This is a genomic window from Flexivirga sp. (genome assembly GCF_051955415.1).
Lineage (GTDB): Bacteria > Actinomycetota > Actinomycetes > Actinomycetales > Dermatophilaceae > Flexivirga.
In genome coordinates, this window is sequence record NZ_JBQCGS010000042.1 from 18,827 (window position 1) to 35,457 (window position 16,631).

Genomic DNA, 16,631 nt, shown 5'->3' on the forward strand with positions numbered 1-16,631 from the left:
TGCCAAACCCGGCCCTGGGGAGACTTCGGTACGGGTACCGCGCCAGGTCCGTACCAAACCCCACCCCGGGGAGACTTCGGTACGGGTGCCGGGGCCAGGTCCGTGCCAAACCCCGCCCTGGGGAGACTTTGGTACACGCACCCGGCCGACCCCGTACCAAACCCCGCCCTGGGGAGACTTCGGTACACGCACCCAGCCGACCCCGTACCAAACCCCGCCCTGGGGAGACTTCGGTACACGCACCGCCCGACCAGGACACCGGGCGCTACTTCAGCAGCCGCGACATCCGGCGGTCGGCCAGCGGTTTGCCGCCGGTCTGACAGGTCGCGCAATATTGCATCGACCGGTCGGCGAAGGAGACCTCGCGCACCACGTCGCCGCACACCGGGCAGGTCTCGCCGGTGCGGCCGTGCACCCGCATCCCGGCCCGCTTGGCGTCCTTGAGGTCCTTGGCCGGCTTGCCGGATGCCGCCGCGATCGCCTCGGTGAGTATGTCGCGCAGCGCGTCATACAGCCGGTCGATCTGCTCGTCGCTCAGCTTCCCGGCCACGGTGTATGGCGAGAGTTTCGCCGCGTGCAGCACTTCGTCGGAGTAGGCGTTGCCCACCCCGGCGAGCACCGACTGGTCCCGCAGCAGACCCTTGATCTGGCGCGACGACTCGTTCCTCGCCGTCGTGCCAGATCCTGTGTTTGATCCTTTTTCGCTGACCTGTGTCCGCGAGCCGCGCAACAGTCCCGCGAAGTCGGCCCGCGACAGCGACAGCGGGTCCGGACCGAGCGAGGCGATGCCCGGCACCTGCGCCGGGTCGCGCACGACGTGGACCGCCAGCCGCTTCTGGGTGCCGGCCTCGGTCAGGTCGAAGCCGGAGTCGTCGGCGAAACGCACCCGCAACGCGATCGGCGACTTGCCGGGGCGCACCACCGTCTGCGGCAGCGCGTCGGACCAGCGCAACCAGCCGGCGCGCGACAGGTGGAAGATCAGGTGGATGCCGTCGACGTCCAGGTCGATCCACTTCCCGTGCCGGGTCACGCCGGTCACCGACAGGCCACCGAGCGCGTCGACCGGCGGGTCATAGGTCTTCAGCACCGAGAACGAGCCGAGCTCGACGCGCGCGACCGGCAGGTCGAGCACGCGCGAGCGCAGGAAGTCGACCAGTCCTTGCACCTCGGGCAGCTCAGGCATCGGCATCGCTCCGTTTCTCCGCGCCGAAGGTGGCCGCGAGCGCCTTGCGCACCAGCCGGTGCAGGGTGAAACCGTCCGGCCCCTCGCAGACCATCATCCGGATCGGCCGGCCGCGCAACTCCTCCCGGGCCAGCGGGTGACCGTGCGACAGCAACTGCTGGGTGGGGGTCAGTTGCCGGATCGCGATGCAGGCGACGTTGTCGGGATGCTCCACGGCGAAGTCCTCGTAGATCACCGGGTCGTGCTGACCGTCGTCGCCGACCAGCAGCCACTGGATGTGCGGGAACTCCGCGGCCAGCCGGCGCAGCGAACTGCGCTTGTGCGCCTGGCCGCTGCGGAAGATGCTGTCGTCGGTCGGGCCCCAGTCGGTCAGCAGCGCCGGCCCCAGCGGGAAACCGTGCCGGCGCAGGAAGCGGGTCAGGATCGGCTGAGTGTTCCAGGCGCCGGTGGACAGATAGAAGATCGGTGCCTCGGGTTCGGCGGCGAGCAGCGAGCGGTACATCGCCGGCATACCGGGGACCACCTTGCGGGCGGTCTCCTCCAGCACGAAGGAGTTCCAGGCCGCGATCATCGGCCGCGGCAGGGCGGTGACCAGGCAGGTGTCGTCGACGTCGCTGATGATCCCGAAGCGGGTGTCCGGCGAGATGATCTGCACCGGCACCTGCACGTCCAGATCGTCGACGCTGATGGTGGCGGTGTGCCAGCCGGGCTCGAGCCCGTGGTCGGTCAGGTCGACGTCGAGGTAGCCGCCGCGGTCGGTGGTGGCGGCCGCGGTCGCCGTGCCACAGCGCAGCCGCACGTCGACACCGGCCAGCGGGGCGGTGAAGAAGACCTTGAACCCGCGCCGGATCGGCGCTTCCTCCGCATCCGGCGCGGTCGTCGGCTGGCCGTCCCGGGCGAGCACCACCCGGGCCAGCAGCCGGGCGAAGCCCGGTCCGCCATACCCGATGTAGGGCATGACCTGCAGCTTCCACCCGCGCTTGCGCAGCCGCCGCGCGACGACCGCGTTGATCGCGTCCTCGGCGCGCGCTGCGGGGTGGACCTTCGGCATACCGCTCAGGTTACGGGGCGCGGGTGACTACCGGTCACCGTCGGCGGGGTGAACTATCCGCAGGATGATCTCCGTCGCGGCGCGCAGCGACTCGCGTTCGTCTTCGCTCAGCCGCGCGACCTCCGGCGCCAGCGCCGCGGCACGCGAGGCGCGCAGCTGCTCCAGCTGCGCGCGCCCGTCGTCGGTCAGCTCGATGAGCGCGACCCGCGCGTCCGAGGCGTCGGTCGAGCGTGTCGCCCAGCCGGCCGCCTCCAGGCGCTGCACCTGGGTGGTCATCGTGGGCTGGCTGCAGTGGTCGGCATGCGCCAGCTCGCCGATGCGCGCGGGGCCCAGCTCGTCGATCAGCGACAACAACCGGCCCTGCGCGGGTGGGATCCGCACCTCGGCGTGGCGGGTCGCCCAGCGGTTGAGTCGCGCGACGGCGCTGAGCAGCCGGGCGCCTTCGGGGATGGCGGATTCGGACGGCATGGGCGTAGATTACATAGATTTTCTATGTGTCGTCAAGCCGCCCCTGGTCACTGCGCCACCTCACGCAGTTCGCGCTTGAGGATCTTGCCCGTCGCACCCTTGGGCAGCGCCTCGATGAAGGTGATCTGCCGCGGATACTTGTATGGCGCCACGCGCTCCCGCACGAAACCGGTCAACGTCTCGGAGTCGAGGTCTGATCCTGCACGGACCACCACGTATGCCGCCACCTCCTCGCCGTAGTGCTCGTGCGGCACACCGATGACCGCCGCCTCGACGACGTCGGGATGCTCGTAGATCACTTCCTCGACCTCGCGCGGATAGACGTTGTAACCGCCGCGGATGATCATGTCCTTGGCGCGGTCGACGATGAAGAAGTAGCCGTCCTCGTCCATCCTGGCCAGGTCGCCGGAGTAGAACCACCCGTCGCGGACCGCCTCGGCGGTCGCCTCCGGACGCCCCCAGTAGCCCTTCATGATCAGGTCGCCCTTGATGGCGATCTCACCCACTTCACCGGCCGGGGTGTCGGAGCCGTCCGACTCGGCCAGCCGCATCTGCACCCCGTCCAGCGGCACGCCGATGGAGCCGACCTTGCGCTCGCGGTCGGGCAGGTTGAACGACGCGACCGGCGAGGTTTCCGACAGGCCGTAGCCCTCCAGGATCTTGGCCCCGAAGCGCTCCTCGAACTTGCGCATCACCTCACCCGGCAGCGCCGCACCGCCGGAGCAGCAGGTGCGCAGCGACGAGACGTCGACCTCGAGGTCGGCCGCGGCCACCAGCATCGCGTTGTACATCGTCGGCACACCCTGGAAGATCGTCGCCTTGTCGCGCTGCATGATCTCCAGCACCCGCACCGGCTCGAAGCGCGGGATGAGGGTGATCGTGGCGCCGCTGACGACGGCGGCGTTGAGGCCGCAGGTCAGGCCGAAGACGTGGAAGAGCGGCAGACAGCCCATGATCACGTCGCCCGGGCCGATGTGCACCAGCTGGTCGACGACCATCCGCGCGTTGTCGTCCAGGTTGTGATGAGTGAGCTCGGCGCCCTTGGGCCGGCCCGTGGTGCCGGAGGTGTAGAGAATGACCGCGGTGTCGTCGTCGGCGCGCTCCACCGGCTCGGGCAGCGGGTCTGCGTCGCCGAGCAGTCCGGCACGATCGGACGGGTCGACCAGCTCGAAGTCGGTGCCCGCCTCCAGCGCGCCCTGCGGGCCGTCGCCCGGCATACCGAACATCACCGAGGCGCCGGAATCGCTGAGGTAGTAGGCGATCTCGCGCGGTTTGAAGAGCGGATTCATCGGCACGACCGTCGCCCCCGCCCACAGCGTGCCGTAGAAGATGACCGGGAACGTCGGCAGGTTGGGCTGCGACAGCGCGACGCGGTCGCCGGGCCGTATGCCGCGCGCCACCAGCTTGCCGGCGAACTTGGCTGCGGCGTCACGCAATTCGGCATACGTCAGCGTGGCGTCGTCCAGCTTGACCGCGATGGCGTCCGGGTGCTGCTGGGCAGTGCGGGCCAGATTGGCGGCGAGGTTGGTCATGCCGACAACTGTAGAACCGTCCCGTGGTGCGGGTCAGGCTTTGCGCAAACTGGCGGAGACGCTGCCGTCCCCGGTGTCGAGCAGCTGCTCGGCCGCCTCGGCGTCCACGCCCGCCAGCAGCATCACCACGGCGACCTTGGGGCGCCCGTCGGCGGCCTGCCGCGCGTCGGCCGCCGTCGACTCGTCCACCTCGGTCGCGGCGGCGACGATGCGGCGCGCGCGGTCGACCAGCTTGGCGTTGGTCGGTCGCATGTCGACCATGAAGTTGCCGTAGGTCTTCCCGATCCGCACCATCGCCGCGGTCGAGAGCATGTTGCAGACCATCTTCTGCGCGGTGCCGGCCTTCAGCCGGGTCGAGCCGGTGAGCACCTCGGGGCCGGTGGCGACCTCGATCGCGACCTCGGCCTCCCGGCCGATCAACGAGCCCTTGTTGCAGGCGAGGGCGACGGTCCGGGCGCCGCGCTCGGTGGCGCGGCGCAGGCCGCCGATGACGTAGGGCGTCCGCCCGCTCGCCGCGATGCCGACCACCGTGTCGTCGGGGCCGACGTCGAGCCCGTCCACGTCGGCGGCGGCGGTGTCGAGGTCGTCCTCGGCGCCCTCGACCGCCTCCACGAACGCCCATCGGCCACCGGCGAGCAGGGCGGTCACCTGCCCGGCGTCGGTGTCGAAGGTGGGCGGGCACTCGACGGCGTCCAGCAGTCCCAGCCGGCCGCTGGTGCCGGCGCCCAGGTAGATCAGCCTGCCTCCGGCACGCAGCGAGTGGGCCACCAGCTCCACGGCCTCGCTGATCGCGGGCAGCGCCTCGCGCACCGCGAGCGCGACCGTCTGGTCCTCGTCGTTCATCAGCTCCAGCAGCTGGCGTGTGTCCATGGCATCGAGGCCGACGCTGCGCGGGTTGCGCGCCTCGGTGGTGAGGTCACCTAGGTTCATCGATCTACTTTTTCCTCTTCGCCGCGGTCTTGCGACGTTTCATCGGGGTGGCGTCGCGGACTGCTTCGTGGGTGCGGCTGAGGGCCTCCGTGGTGGCTTCGAGGGAGGTGCGGGCCACGCCGACGAAAAGGAAGTCGACGACGGCCAGCTGGGCGGTGCGGCTGGCGAGCGCACCGGACCGGAACGCGGTCTCACGCGCCGCGGTGGTCAGCACGATGTCGGCATACTTCACGATCGGCGACCCGGAGTAGTTGGTGATCGCGATGGTCGTGGCACCGGAGTGCTGGGCGGCGGCGAGTGTCTCCACGACGTCCTGGGTGCTGCCGGAGTGGGAGATGCCGATCGCCACGTCGCCCTCGCCCAGGAGCACGGCCGAGGTCATCGCCGCGTGGAACTCGGTCCAGCAGAACGCGACTCGGCCGGCCCGGATGAGTTTGTACTGCAGGTCTGTGGCGACCAGCCCGCTGGACTGGACACCGAAGATCTCGACGCGCGCGGCCTGGGCGACCGCCGCGACGGCGGCGTCGAGCGCGGCCAGGTCGAGGTGCTCGGCGGTCTCCTGCAGCGCACGCACCTCGTGGTGCACGATCCCGGCGACGATGTCCTCGGTGGTGTGTGCCTCGTTGAGATCCGCGGGAGGTTCGCGGGTCGTCGCTCCGAGCGCCGACTCCCGGGCCGCGGCGCCGGCGAGAGCGAGCCGCAGCTGCGGGTAGCCGCCGAAGCCGACGCTGTGGCTGAAACGGGCCACCGTCGCCACCGAGGTGTCGGCGCGCTGGGCCAGCTCGGTGATCGACAGGTGCGCGGCGGCGGCGGGATCGCGCAGCACGACGTCGGCGACGCGGTGTTCGGCTGGTTGCAGCTGCGGGAGGGCGGACCGCATCCGGACCAGCACGTCGCGCGTCGGGTCCCCTGCCGGGTCCCCCGATTCCTTTGCCATGACGTCCCTTCCGACCTTCGGCGCGGGGCGTCGCAAGGTGCCTGTTGCGGTCAGTCGTGCCCTCGAACCAGCTGATGTTGCTGCCGGTCACTGTAACCATCGTGTGGAAACTAGGTGCCAGGACCGTGCGTTCTGTTGGAAAAGATTGACATATCCTGACCGAGGTCTTGCGTGACACATAGTGCAGCTTTCCTGCGGTTTCCGGCACGCAACACCGGAATTTCCACGTTCGCTGCCAGTTATATGCCAGTTGTCTGAACACCAGCTGCACGCGCAGGAGGATTTGTGATCGTCGTCGGCTGCATCTCGGGCACGTCGGTCGACGGTATCGACGTCGCCGTCGCCGAGCTGGACGGCGCCGCCGACGGCCGGCTGCTGCTGCGCCCGCTCGGGGCACACACCCACTCGTGGTCGCCCGCGACCCGCGAGGCGCTGCTGGCGCTGCTGCCGCCGGCGACCACCACCGCGGCGGAGGTGTGCCGCCTCGACGTCGTCGCCGGCCGGGAGATCGCCGAGGCGGTCGCGTCCGCCATCGACGACTTCGCCGGCGGGTCGGCCGATCTGGTGGTCAGCCACGGCCAGACCGTCCATCACTGGGTGGACGGTACGACGGCGCACGGCGGCCTCCAGCTCGGCCAGCCTGCCGCGATCGTCGAGCGCACCGGACTGCCCGTGGTCAGTGACGTCCGCAGCCGCGACATCGCGGCCGGTGGGCAGGGGGCGCCACTGGCCGGCACGCTCGACCTGCTCCTCCTGCGCGGGCTTTCGCGGGCCGGCGCACTGCTCAACCTGGGCGGCATCGCCAACGTCTCCGTGGCGTCGCCGTCCGGCGTCGCCGCCTTCGACACCGGCCCGGCGAACTGCCTGATCGACGCGGCCGTGTCCGCCGCCACCTCCGGCACTCAGCGGTATGACGCCGACGGGCGCCTGGCCGCTGCCGGAACCATCGACGCGCAGCTGCTGGAGCGCCTGCTGGCCGAGCCGTATTACGCGCTCCCGGCGCCGAAATCGACCGGGCGAGAGCTCTTCACGACGGACTACCTGGCGTCATACGAATGCGACGTCGAACTCGCCGACCTCGTCGCCACACTGACCGAGCTGACCGCGGTCACCGTCGCGGACGCACTGCGTCCCTACGGCGTGACCGACGTCTACGGCTCCGGCGGCGGCGTGCGCAACCCGGTGCTGATGGACCGGCTCGCCATACACCTGGCGCCGGCGCGGCTGACGACCAGCGACGCACTCGGGCTGCCGGTCGACGACAAGGAGGGGTATCTGATGGCGCTCATCGGCTACCTGACCTGGCACGGCATCCCGGGCGTGCTGACCGGGCCGGACGGGCGCGCGCTGACCGGCGCCGCCACTCCGCGGGTGCTTGGCCGGATCAGCCCGGGCGACAAGCCGTTACGGCTACCTGAGCCGGGTGTCACACCGCGCAGCCTGCGCGTGGTGGACTGAGCCGGTGACCGAGCAGGGCCCGCCCCGACCGCTGCACCCACTCCTGCGGCAACGGTGGAGTCCGCAGGACTTCCGCGATGACCACGTGGTCACCGCGAGCGAGGTGGCCACGCTGCTCGAGGCAGCGCGCTGGGCACCGTCGGCCGGCAACTCGCAGCCGTGGGCCTTCGTGGCGGCCCGGCGCGGCGACGAGACGCACCGGCTGCTGGTGCCGCACCTGCGCGGCGGCGCCCGGCGGTGGGCGGCGGGGGCCAGTCTGCTGCTGGTCAATCTGTGTCATCGCTGGGTCGACGAAACAGATTGTGAATACTCGGAGTTCGCAATGTATGACCTCGGTCAGGCGGTCGCCCACCTCACCGTGCAGGCCCAGGCGATGGGGTTGTCGTTGCGGCAGTTCCGCAGCTTCGAGCGCGACGCCGTCGAGACCTCACTCCGGGTGGCCCCGGGCTGGCAGGTCGCCACCATGGCCGCGGTCGGCGTGCCGTCGCCTGCGGCGCCCGCGCCATACGCCGTGCAGTTGCCGGACGGCGGCATCGTGCCCCGTGCGCGCCGCGACCTGGATGACATCGCCACCGACGGCCGGACCCACACCGACCCCTGAGGCCCGCGACGGCGCGTGTCGTCCACCGGCGGCCGGGGTACCGGGCGGTGATTCGCCACCCGACACCTCAGGAGAAGCAGATGACCAACGGAAGACTGCGCGCCGTGGCACTGGTGTGCACGCTCAAGCCCGGACCGACACAGTCCAGCAGCGAGCTGCTCGCCCGCCAGGCGCTGGCGGCGATGGGCGACGTGGACAGCGAGGTGGTGCGCGTGGTCGACCACGACGTGCACCCCGGCGTGGAAGCGGACATGGGAGACGGTGACGCCTGGCCGGCGATCCGGACCAAGGTGCTGGACGCCGACATCCTGGTGCTGGCCACCCCGACGTGGCTCGGCCAGCACAGCAGCGTCTGTCAACGGGTGCTGGAACGGCTGGACGCCGAACTGTCCGACACCGACCCGCAGGGCCGGCCGCGCACGTTCGGCAAGGTCGCCGTCGCCGTCGTCGTCGGCAACGAGGACGGCGCCCACCACATCACCGGCATCCTCTACCAGTCGCTCAGCGATGTCGGCTTCACCGTGCCGGCGCAGGGCGTCACCTACTGGAACGGCGCGGCGATGCAGAGCACCGACTACCAGGACCTGGAGTCGACCCCCGAGAAAACCGCGTCGACCACCAAGGTCGCCGCGGCGAACGCCCGGCATCTGGCCGGGCTGTTGAGCTCACAGCCCTACCCGCCGGCGAACTGACCGGCGGCTCAGTCGATCCGGGCCGGCGCGAAAGCCGCTGAGCTGCGGGCATATCCGATCGCCAGCACGATCGCGCCGGCCAGCACCGCGGTGCCGGACCCCAAGGTGGCCGCGAAGCCGCCGGCCAGCACCACGATGCCCGGGTGCATCGCCCACAGCACGCCGCCGCCGCGGCCCGGGCCGGACATGAAGATCGACGGCGCCGGACCCTTGTGCGCATAGAGCAACTGGCCGCCGGCGACCAGCAGCGCGATCGCCGCACCGTATGCCGGCGCGTCCGGGCCCGACCCGGTGAGCAGTCCGACGACGGTCGCGATGACGAACTGACCCAGCGCCAACGGCGCCAGGTGCAGCACCGATTCGTGGGGCCAGGTCAGCCCGAGCAGCGACTGGTCACCGGCCGCCGCGGCCTGCCCCTGCAGCCCGCGGGTCAGGCCGGAGGCGCCGATGTGTGCCAGCACCACCAGGATCGGCAGCAGCAGCGGTGAGTTGGCGTGCTGTACGGCGTGCAGACCGGCCAGCGCGACGGCGACGACCTCCAGCACGACCCAGCCCATTGACGACCAGCCCGTGCGCAGCAACCCGGTCACGTCGGCCAGGACGACCGTGAGGTTCGGGCCGGCCACCCGGATCCGCTCGGGCTTGTGCCGCAGCTTCAGTGAGAACGCCTGCGCGCGGGCGCGCCGGGTGTCCGACACGATCAGTGCGGAGGTCACCGCTTCGGACAGCAGCGACTGCCGCAACAGGTCCGTGCCCGGGATGGCCTCGACCAGCGGCCAGCTCGCCATACCGCCCAGGGGTGCGTGACCGCGCACCTGGCCGCGCAGCCACGACTGCACGATGAGGACTCCGCCGAGCAGACCGAGCACCACCCCGACCGCGAGCGCCGCCGCCGAGCCGCCGGCCATGGTGTAGCCGATCGGGATCGCAACGCCGAGGCACAGGCACGAGGTGAGCACCATCAGCTGGCTGCCGCGCCAGGCGTCACGCAGGGTGAGCCGCCGCGGCAGGTCCGTGGCGACGACGAATTCGATGTGTCCGGGCTCGGGCAGCACCGGCCCCCTCGCGGCGCCGACCTTGAACCCGACCGCGGCGACCAGCAGCACGACCAGGACCGCGATGCCGGTGGCGGCCAACGGCTGCCGCTCGATCCAGTGCAGGATCTGCGGCCACTCCTGGAAGACGTAGTGGGCCAGCACCGAGCCGTAGACCGTGCCGACCAGCGCCGCCAGGTAGGCGCCGAAGAGAGCGGACGACATCGGGCCGCCCTCGCCGCGGTAGCGCAGTTCGTAGGCGTCCGAGAGTCGTTCGCGTTCCTCCTTGGTGGCCGTGGCCATCAGGCGCCCCGCGGGAAGTGGACGGTCCGGGTCGCGGTCGACGTGGCCAGCTCCTTGTCGTGGCAGACCCACACGACGGACCCGCCGTCGGCGACCCGCTCGCGCAGCACCTCCCCGAGCAGTGCCCGGCGGCCCTCGTCGAGGCGCTGCTCGGGCTCGTCGAGCACCAGCAGCGCGGACGGCCGCAGCAGCACCATCGCCAGCTCGACGAGTTGCCGCTGTCCCGAGGAGAGTTCGGCCAGGAAGCGGTTGCCGAAGCGCAGTATGTCGAGACGGTTGAGCACGGCGGCGATGCGCTCGCCGGCGCCGTCGCGGTCACCGCCCCAGGTCTGGTCGATGAGGATCAGGTGGTCGGCCACGGTCAGGTCCCGGTAGCCGGCGACCGGTCCGATGAGCGGCGCGATGACCCGCCGGGTCGCCGGGTCGCGTTCGTCGATCGGCTGGCCGGTCATAGTGACGGTGCCGGTGGTGGGCTGCAGGTTTCCGGTCAGCACCCGCAGGAAGGTGGTCTTCCCGGCGCCGTTCTCGCCGAGGATGGCGATGTTCTCGCCGGCCTTCACGGTCAGCGAGGTGGGCGGCAGCATGGTCACTTCACCTTGGACACAGCTGACCTTGTCGACCTTGATGCGGTCGAAGGTGGGAGCGCCTGCGGCGGTCACTGCAACCACCCCACGTGGTCGTGCAGCAGGGCGTAGCCGACGAACGCGACCGAGTCCAGGATCGTGTGGGTGAGGATCAACGGAAGAATTCTCCTGGTGCGTAGATAGACGGTGCCGAGGATCAGCCCCATCACGATGTTGCCGGCGAAGCCGCCGAAGCCCTGGTAGAGGTGGTAGCTGCCGCGGATGACCGCCGAGCAGACGATCACCACCGGCAGCGGCCACCGCGCCTGGCTCCAGCGGGTGAAGAGGTAGCCGACCATCACGGTCTCTTCGACGATCGCGTTCTGCAGCGCCGACAGCAGCAGCACGGGCGTCGCCCACCAGTGGCTGCCGAGGTCGGCGGCCACCACGGTGGTGTTGAAGCCGAGGTCGCGCGCCACGACATACAGCACGAGGCCCGGTATGCCGATCAGCGCCGCCAGTCCGGCGCCCCACAGCAGGTCGCGGCCCGGCCGGGTCCGGTCGACACCGAGGTATGCCGCGGGCCGGCGGATCTCCCGGCGGAGCAGGTGGATCGCCAGCAGGGCCGGCACGACGCCGAGCGCGATGCCGACCAGTTGGTAGGTCAGGTCGAGCCACGACTGGGTGGCCTGCGAGCTGTTCAGCGACGAGGTCTGCTGATTGAGCGCCACGTGCGACTGCAGGTCGCGGATGATCGACAGGATCGAGTAGATCGCCGAGGCGCCGAGGCTGAGCAGCAGGACCAGCACCGTCTCGGTGACGAGAGTGCGGGGCGGCAGTCGGGTGTCGGGGACGGTGAGCGGTCCACGCCACAGCGTGCGGAGTTCACGCGTCAGGCCCGTCACCCGGCCATATAACCACCCGACCCTGGGTCGGCGCAGGTCGCGCCGCCCAGGGTCGGGTGGTCAGGAGTGACTGGCTGCTACCGCTTGCGATGGTCCCAGTGCTGGAAACCGGCCGCCTTGGCGGACTCCTCGTCGGCGAACCACACCTCCGCCTCGGTGCGGTCGTAGTGCGGGCTGTCGGAGGTGTGGAAGAGCATCGTGTCGGCGTTGCCCTTGATCGTATGGCGCTCCGAGGGCGCGCTGCCGTCCGCACGCGGCGAGGCCGCGCCCTCGCCGAACTGCTCACGCATCGGGTCGGGCTCGGTGGGCTCGACCGGCTCGGTGGGCTCGACCGGCACGGCCGGCTCGGCGGCCGGCACCTCCGGCTCCGTCGCCGGTTGCGACGTGCCGGTCAGACCGGTCACCGCCACGCCGGTGTCGCTCGTGCCCGTGGTGTAGGAGGTGCCGCCCGCGGGCTCCTCGGGCGCCTGGCCCCGCTTCTCCCGGTCCCAGTGCGCGAAACCGGCGGAGGTCGCGGCGATCTCGTCGGCGAACCAGACGGCGGCAGTCGTGGCGTCATACCGCGGGCTGTCCGGGGTGTGGAACAGCATCGAGTCGGCGTTGCCCTTGATGGTGAAGCCGTCCGGCGCCGCACCGTCGGAGCGCGGCGATGTGGCGCCCTCGCCGAAACGCTCGGTCATCGGGTCGCGTTCGACCGGTGCATCGACGGGTTCGGCCGGTGTGGCAGCCGGCTCGGCAACCGGCTCGCGAGCCTCGCCGGATGCGGCGGCGTCCGGCGCGATCGAGCCCTCGGACGGGTGCTGCACCTCGGTGCCCCGGAACTCCACGTCGTCGTGCCGTGCCGTCGCGGCCGCGCTCTGGATGGGTGCGTCGCCCACCCGAGGTGCTGGGTCGTCGTTCAGCGCGGCGACCTCCTCGTCGGTGCCGCCGCGCCGTGGTGCGCCGTCGACCGCGGCGGTGACCCGCTGCGGATCGGTGGCTGTGGGCAACGGCGGTTGCGCGTCGGTGACGTCCTGCGGTGCGGCGGTCGGCGAGTGCGCCGTGTCGACCGCGTCGTGCACGTCGTCGAACTCGTCGGAGCCGTCGGCCGGCAGCGCCGAGCCGTCGTCCTGACCGTGCCGGTCCTGCCCCACGACCGGGACCGCGGTGCTGGGACCGTCGGCATCGGTGGCGCCGGCCTCGACCGGCTCGCCGGCCGGCATGGCCGACGCCGAGTCGGGTGTCGGGTCGGCGGCCGAGCCGTAGTTGGTCGTGGTGTGCTCGGTGCCGCGGGTGAACTCGTTGGTATCGGCGCCGCCCGCCGGTGCCGTCTCGGCGCTCATGGCGGAGCCGGCGGAGCTGTCGCGGGGTTCGGTGTCCAGGTCGGGGCGTGTCGGGGGCGTCGACGCCATTCCCGGCGGCGGGCCCGACCGGTCCTCACCGGACGCGTGCCGTCCGACCGATGGCTGACCGGCGGCGCTCCTCGCGCTCCTGGCACGCATCAAGAACCAGATGATGAGCGCGATGATGATGATCGCAATGATGATCCAAACCCACACCATTTTGACCGACTCCTTTCCTGGAGAACGTCGACGGATGTCGGCGTCCGGACACGGACACCGATCATCATTCCCTTTCTATCCCTCCTTAAGCTGGCGGCCGTGTCAACACTCTTCCGTCACCCGCGCGTTTTCACCGGAAACGCCAGCCAGCCCTTCGTGTCCGGGATCCTGGTCGAGGACGACCGGATCACCGCAGTCGGCGACGCCGCAGAGCTGACCGCCATACATCCGTCGGCCACCGTCGTGGACCTGCCGGGAGCGTTGGTGTTGCCGGGCATGCACGACGCCCACATCCACACCGCGGGCATTGCGCGGTCGCTGGTGGCGGTGGACCTGCGTGGCGCGCGGTCGCTGCAGGACGCGCTCGAGCGGGTGCGCGAGCACGCCGAGCTGCTGCCGCCGGGCAGCTGGATCTTCGGCGGCCGGTGGGACAGCAACAAGTGGGAGCGTCCGGTGCAGCCGACGGCTGCCGATCTTGACACTGTCAGCGGCGACCACCCGATCGCGCTGTCGACCATCGACGGGCACACCATGTGGGCCAATTCGGAGGCGCTGCGCCGTGCCGGCATCGACGCGCGATGGCCGGACCCGCCCGGCGGTATGGCGGTCCGCGACGCCGACGGCAATCCGACCGGCATCCTGCGCGAGGCCGCGCAGGACCCGATCGGCGAGATCGCGGCCGGCCCGGACGCCGGGGACCTGCGGCAGTTGCTGCTGGCCGCGCAGACCCACCTGCTGTCGGTGGGCCTGACGGCTGTCACCGATCTCAACGGCGAGGAGGCGCGGGCGGCATACCTGGCGATCAAGGACGCCGGCGAACTGGCGATCCGCGTGGTCAAGGCGGTGCCGATGGAGGCCCTGCAGTCGGCGATCGCGGAGGGGCGGCGCACCGGTGACGGCGACGACTGGTTCCGGGTGGGGCCGGTCAAACTGTTCAGCGACGGTGCGCTGGGCTCCCGCACCTGCCACATGAGCCGTGGCTTCGCGGACGACCCGAGCAACCGCGGTATGGAGGTGATGACCCACCAGCAGCTGTATGCCGCCGCGCACGCCGCCGTCACCGCCGGGATCGCCGTCGCCGTGCACGCGATCGGTGACCAGGCCAACCACGTCGTGCTGGACGTCTTCGAGCAGATCCGCCGCGAGACCGGCAGCACCTTGCCGTTGAGCATCGAGCACACGCAGTTCCTGCAGCCCGGCGACGTCGCGCGACTGCGCACGTGGGACGTCACGGCATCCATGCAGCCGACGCACTGCACGAGCGACATCGACCTAGTGCGCGCACTGCTGCCCGAGCACGACCTGGTCGCCTACGGATGGCGCAGCGTGCTGGACTCCGGTGCGGATCTGGCGTTCGGGTCCGATGCTCCGGTGGAGGAGGCCAACCCGTTCCACGGCATCCACGCGGCGGTGACGCGGCAGCGCGGCGACAGCACGCCCGATGGCGGCTTCCAGCCCGCTGAGCGCGTGACGGTGGCCGAGGCCATCGCCGGCTACACGACCGGCCCGGCGAAACTCACCGGTGCCGCGGATCACCGCGGCACGTTGGCCGCCGGCATGCTGGCCGACTTCATCGCCGTCGACACCGACATCACCGACCCGGCGATCCTGGCCGACGAGCCGCTGCGCATCCGCGACACGCAGGTGCTGCAGACGATCGTCGGCGGTGAGACCCGCTGGCAGCGGGACTGATTCGCGCCCGCGACTGATTCAGTCGTTTCCGACTCCGGGTGCTCGGGTCCAATGGGCCCACGTGATGTCGATGAGGGTGCGTTCGATGTGTGATCGGGTCGGCGGCGGCAAACCGGGTGGACTTGGCGGGTGACTCGTTGCCAGGAGGCCGCCCGTCGCGACGGTGGTCTGCGTGGCATCACCGCTCACATGATGATCCGGGTGCTCCTTGACATAGTTACACCGCTCGCAGAACCCTTCGCCGTTGCGCTCGGACGTTTCGCCGCCTTCGGCGTGCGCTTTGATGTGATCGATGTGTCGGATCGGCGCCGAACAGAACGGGGTGCGGCAGGTCTGATCGCGCAGTTTGATGAACTTCGCCAGGAGACCGGTGTAGGTGCGGCCGCGGCGCTCCATCCCGACAAGGTCACCGGAGCCGGGGAAACTGAACAGGCGCCGCACCCGCACGTCCTGCTGCGGATCGATGACCCACTCCCGGGCCAGGTCCGCCGGGATCGGGCCGTAATCCGGGATGTATGCCGGGACATCGCCGGTCAGGCTGTCGAGCGGCATCACGAGGTTGACCTCGACATGAGCGCCGTCTGCCGGAGAGCGGCCGGTGACACGTTCGACGAGCGTGTCGGCCATGACCTGACCACGCGGGTGCTCTGGTGTTGCAGTGGCATTCGCGACTGCGGACAGCGCGGCATAGCAAGCCACGCCGTCCTTGACCGGCAGCAGCGCGGTCAGCCGCGTCATACAGTCCGGTGCCGGCCGCAGGGTGACCCGACGCTCGGACTCGGCTCGCGCGCGGCGTGCGGTGACGGCCTCGGGGTCCAGCCGGTAGGCGTGCTCCCGAGCCGAGGACTCCAAACGCTGGTGACTCACGGAGCCCAACTGGCCGGCGATCGCAGCGTCCACCGCACCACGGTCTTCCCGGCTGAGGCACGCGGTCTCGCGGCACAGAGCCGTGGCATCCCACTCGGAGATGACGCCGGCTGCCAGCGCGTCACGCGTGTGCGGCATCTCTTCGGTGACGGCATGTGCCAGCCCCAGTAGCCGCGAACCCGCCTGTGGGGCACACCGGCGCGCGAGGGCGACGTCGGAGCCGACCTTCCTGGCGGTGTCCGCCGCCTTGATGCCGCGGGGAACGTCACGCGCCTGTTGTTTCTCGTGCACCGCCACCGCAAGGCGCGCCTGCCGGGCGGCCAGGGCGTTCTTCAACTCCTCACATGCCCGCAACTCCGCCAGCAGGTCATTGGTGTCGATCTTCTCGTCCAATCGGTCATGGAACGCGCGCAGCACAGTGGCATCGAGAACGTCTCCGAGGTTCTCGATCACATCCACAAGACTATCGCTCATGTGTTCGAGTATTTCACGAATTACCATCAACCACAACGGGTTTCGGCAACGAACGTTATCCACATCCCCCTATTTCCGCGATCGTTGTGCACAGTCAGCAGGACAGGGATGTGGACACAGAGTCGCTTTCTTCCGATCCGTTACGCCGACTCCCCTCCGGCGTCTGTTCAGTCAGACGCCAACGCCCAGCCACCGACCAGGTACGCGGTCGTGCCAGGCACCCGTACCGACACGGCGGCCACGAAGCGCCCCAGGTCGTATGACGCGAGCCGCCGCTCGGCTTCAGCCGGCACGAAGAATCCAAACCGGTCTCCTCCAACAACTCCCGTTGAGCGCCGGCATGCGGCGCTTCGTTGTGCTCGACAATCCCTCCCGAGCGCAGCCAACCGTCTTTGCAGGC

16 protein-coding genes and 1 pseudogene are annotated in these 16,631 nt (G+C 70.4%); 4 read left to right on the forward strand and 13 right to left on the reverse strand.

From position 1 onward, the window contains the following. Positions 1 to 265 precede the first annotated feature (265 nt). From ACTHL4_RS06710 to ACTHL4_RS06735, 6 genes are read right to left on the reverse strand one after another with little or no spacing between them, the layout of a single operon-like run. Positions 266 to 1,183, reverse strand: a complete 918-nt coding sequence (locus ACTHL4_RS06710) for an Fpg/Nei family DNA glycosylase (protein ID WP_440281969.1) — start codon at positions 1,181 to 1,183, stop codon at positions 266 to 268. Beyond that, positions 1,176 to 2,234, reverse strand: coding sequence for an App1 family protein (locus tag ACTHL4_RS06715; RefSeq protein ID WP_440281970.1), 1,059 nt, complete (start codon positions 2,232 to 2,234; stop codon positions 1,176 to 1,178). The genes ACTHL4_RS06710 and ACTHL4_RS06715 overlap by 8 nt, the downstream gene beginning before the upstream one ends. A gap of 27 nt (positions 2,235 to 2,261) precedes the next feature. Then, entirely contained in the window at positions 2,262 to 2,702 is a 441-nt protein-coding gene (locus tag ACTHL4_RS06720) for a MarR family winged helix-turn-helix transcriptional regulator (protein WP_440281971.1), read from the reverse strand. A 47-nt stretch (positions 2,703 to 2,749) separates the two neighbouring features. Beyond that, on the reverse strand, positions 2,750 to 4,234 hold the full coding sequence (locus ACTHL4_RS06725) for a long-chain-fatty-acid--CoA ligase (RefSeq protein ID WP_440281972.1): 1,485 nt from the start codon (positions 4,232 to 4,234) through the stop codon (positions 2,750 to 2,752). Between the two features lie 33 nt (positions 4,235 to 4,267). Further along, positions 4,268 to 5,164, reverse strand: coding sequence for an N-acetylmuramic acid 6-phosphate etherase (gene murQ / locus ACTHL4_RS06730; RefSeq protein WP_440281973.1), 897 nt, complete (start codon positions 5,162 to 5,164; stop codon positions 4,268 to 4,270). Positions 5,165 to 5,168: 4 nt separating this feature from the next. Beyond that, positions 5,169 to 6,101, reverse strand: a complete 933-nt coding sequence (locus tag ACTHL4_RS06735) for a MurR/RpiR family transcriptional regulator (protein ID WP_440281974.1) — start codon at positions 6,099 to 6,101, stop codon at positions 5,169 to 5,171. 285 nt (positions 6,102 to 6,386) lie between these two features. Between ACTHL4_RS06735 and ACTHL4_RS06740 the strand changes: the two genes are divergently transcribed. The 3 genes from ACTHL4_RS06740 to ACTHL4_RS06750 all read left to right on the forward strand — a co-directional run bounded on the left by ACTHL4_RS06740 (position 6,387) and on the right by ACTHL4_RS06750 (position 8,852). Continuing rightward, positions 6,387 to 7,559, forward strand: coding sequence for an anhydro-N-acetylmuramic acid kinase (locus ACTHL4_RS06740; RefSeq protein WP_440281975.1), 1,173 nt, complete (start codon positions 6,387 to 6,389; stop codon positions 7,557 to 7,559). Between the two features lie 4 nt (positions 7,560 to 7,563). Further along, positions 7,564 to 8,160, forward strand: coding sequence for a nitroreductase family protein (locus ACTHL4_RS06745; RefSeq protein ID WP_440281976.1), 597 nt, complete (start codon positions 7,564 to 7,566; stop codon positions 8,158 to 8,160). A gap of 80 nt (positions 8,161 to 8,240) precedes the next feature. Further along, positions 8,241 to 8,852: a flavodoxin family protein gene (locus tag ACTHL4_RS06750; protein WP_440281977.1), complete on the forward strand. Its 612-nt coding sequence runs from the start codon at positions 8,241 to 8,243 to the stop codon at positions 8,850 to 8,852. Between the two features lie 8 nt (positions 8,853 to 8,860). On the opposite strand, the gene ACTHL4_RS06755 is transcribed toward ACTHL4_RS06750, so the two are convergent. The 4 genes from ACTHL4_RS06755 to ACTHL4_RS06770 form a co-directional block, all read right to left on the reverse strand. Continuing rightward, positions 8,861 to 10,189, reverse strand: a complete 1,329-nt coding sequence (locus ACTHL4_RS06755; RefSeq protein ID WP_440281978.1) for a hypothetical protein — start codon at positions 10,187 to 10,189, stop codon at positions 8,861 to 8,863. Beyond that, positions 10,189 to 10,848: an ABC transporter ATP-binding protein gene (locus ACTHL4_RS06760; RefSeq protein WP_440281979.1), complete on the reverse strand. Its 660-nt coding sequence runs from the start codon at positions 10,846 to 10,848 to the stop codon at positions 10,189 to 10,191. Before ACTHL4_RS06760 ends, ACTHL4_RS06755 begins: the two co-directional genes overlap by 1 nt. After that, positions 10,845 to 11,657, reverse strand: a complete 813-nt coding sequence (locus ACTHL4_RS06765; RefSeq protein ID WP_440281980.1) for a CPBP family intramembrane glutamic endopeptidase — start codon at positions 11,655 to 11,657, stop codon at positions 10,845 to 10,847. The genes ACTHL4_RS06760 and ACTHL4_RS06765 overlap by 4 nt, the downstream gene beginning before the upstream one ends. A gap of 77 nt (positions 11,658 to 11,734) precedes the next feature. Next, the gene (locus ACTHL4_RS06770) at positions 11,735 to 13,198 is read right to left on the reverse strand and encodes a sunset domain-containing protein (RefSeq protein WP_440281981.1); all 1,464 of its coding nucleotides are present in this window, start codon (positions 13,196 to 13,198) and stop codon (positions 11,735 to 11,737) included. 99 nt (positions 13,199 to 13,297) lie between these two features. Between ACTHL4_RS06770 and ACTHL4_RS06775 the strand changes: the two genes are divergently transcribed. Beyond that, the gene (locus ACTHL4_RS06775; RefSeq protein ID WP_440281982.1) at positions 13,298 to 14,890 is read left to right on the forward strand and encodes an amidohydrolase; all 1,593 of its coding nucleotides are present in this window, start codon (positions 13,298 to 13,300) and stop codon (positions 14,888 to 14,890) included. An 18-nt stretch (positions 14,891 to 14,908) separates the two neighbouring features. On the opposite strand, the gene ACTHL4_RS06780 is transcribed toward ACTHL4_RS06775, so the two are convergent. The 3 genes and pseudogenes from ACTHL4_RS06780 to ACTHL4_RS06790 form a co-directional block, all read right to left on the reverse strand. Continuing rightward, a complete protein-coding gene (locus tag ACTHL4_RS06780) occupies positions 14,909 to 16,231 on the reverse strand; it encodes a DUF222 domain-containing protein (RefSeq protein WP_440281983.1) in 1,323 nt (440 codons plus the stop codon). A gap of 167 nt (positions 16,232 to 16,398) precedes the next feature. Continuing rightward, positions 16,399 to 16,524, reverse strand: coding sequence for a hypothetical protein (locus tag ACTHL4_RS06785; RefSeq protein ID WP_440281984.1), 126 nt, complete (start codon positions 16,522 to 16,524; stop codon positions 16,399 to 16,401). 14 nt (positions 16,525 to 16,538) lie between these two features. Further along, positions 16,539 to 16,613, reverse strand: a pseudogene (locus ACTHL4_RS06790) (hypothetical protein); the annotation flags it as partial. Between the last annotated feature and the right edge of the window lie 18 nt (positions 16,614 to 16,631).

Bases quoted from the DNA above. Each gene is read 5' to 3' on its own strand.
- ACTHL4_RS06770 (WP_440281981.1), bottom strand. From the start codon at position 13,198: ATGGTGTGGGTTTGGATCATCATTGCGATCATCATCATCGCGCTCATC.
- murQ (WP_440281973.1), bottom strand. From the start codon at position 5,164: ATGAACCTAGGTGACCTCACCACCGAGGCGCGCAACCCGCGCAGCGTC.
- ACTHL4_RS06780 (WP_440281983.1), bottom strand. From the start codon at position 16,231: ATGAGCGATAGTCTTGTGGATGTGATCGAGAACCTCGGAGACGTTCTC.
- ACTHL4_RS06735 (WP_440281974.1), bottom strand. From the start codon at position 6,101: ATGGCAAAGGAATCGGGGGACCCGGCAGGGGACCCGACGCGCGACGTG.
- ACTHL4_RS06755 (WP_440281978.1), bottom strand. From the start codon at position 10,189: ATGGCCACGGCCACCAAGGAGGAACGCGAACGACTCTCGGACGCCTAC.
- ACTHL4_RS06710 (WP_440281969.1), bottom strand. From the start codon at position 1,183: ATGCCTGAGCTGCCCGAGGTGCAAGGACTGGTCGACTTCCTGCGCTCG.
- ACTHL4_RS06750 (WP_440281977.1), top strand. From the start codon at position 8,241: ATGACCAACGGAAGACTGCGCGCCGTGGCACTGGTGTGCACGCTCAAG.
- ACTHL4_RS06720 (WP_440281971.1), bottom strand. From the start codon at position 2,702: ATGCCGTCCGAATCCGCCATCCCCGAAGGCGCCCGGCTGCTCAGCGCC.
- ACTHL4_RS06715 (WP_440281970.1), bottom strand. From the start codon at position 2,234: ATGCCGAAGGTCCACCCCGCAGCGCGCGCCGAGGACGCGATCAACGCG.
- ACTHL4_RS06725 (WP_440281972.1), bottom strand. From the start codon at position 4,234: ATGACCAACCTCGCCGCCAATCTGGCCCGCACTGCCCAGCAGCACCCG.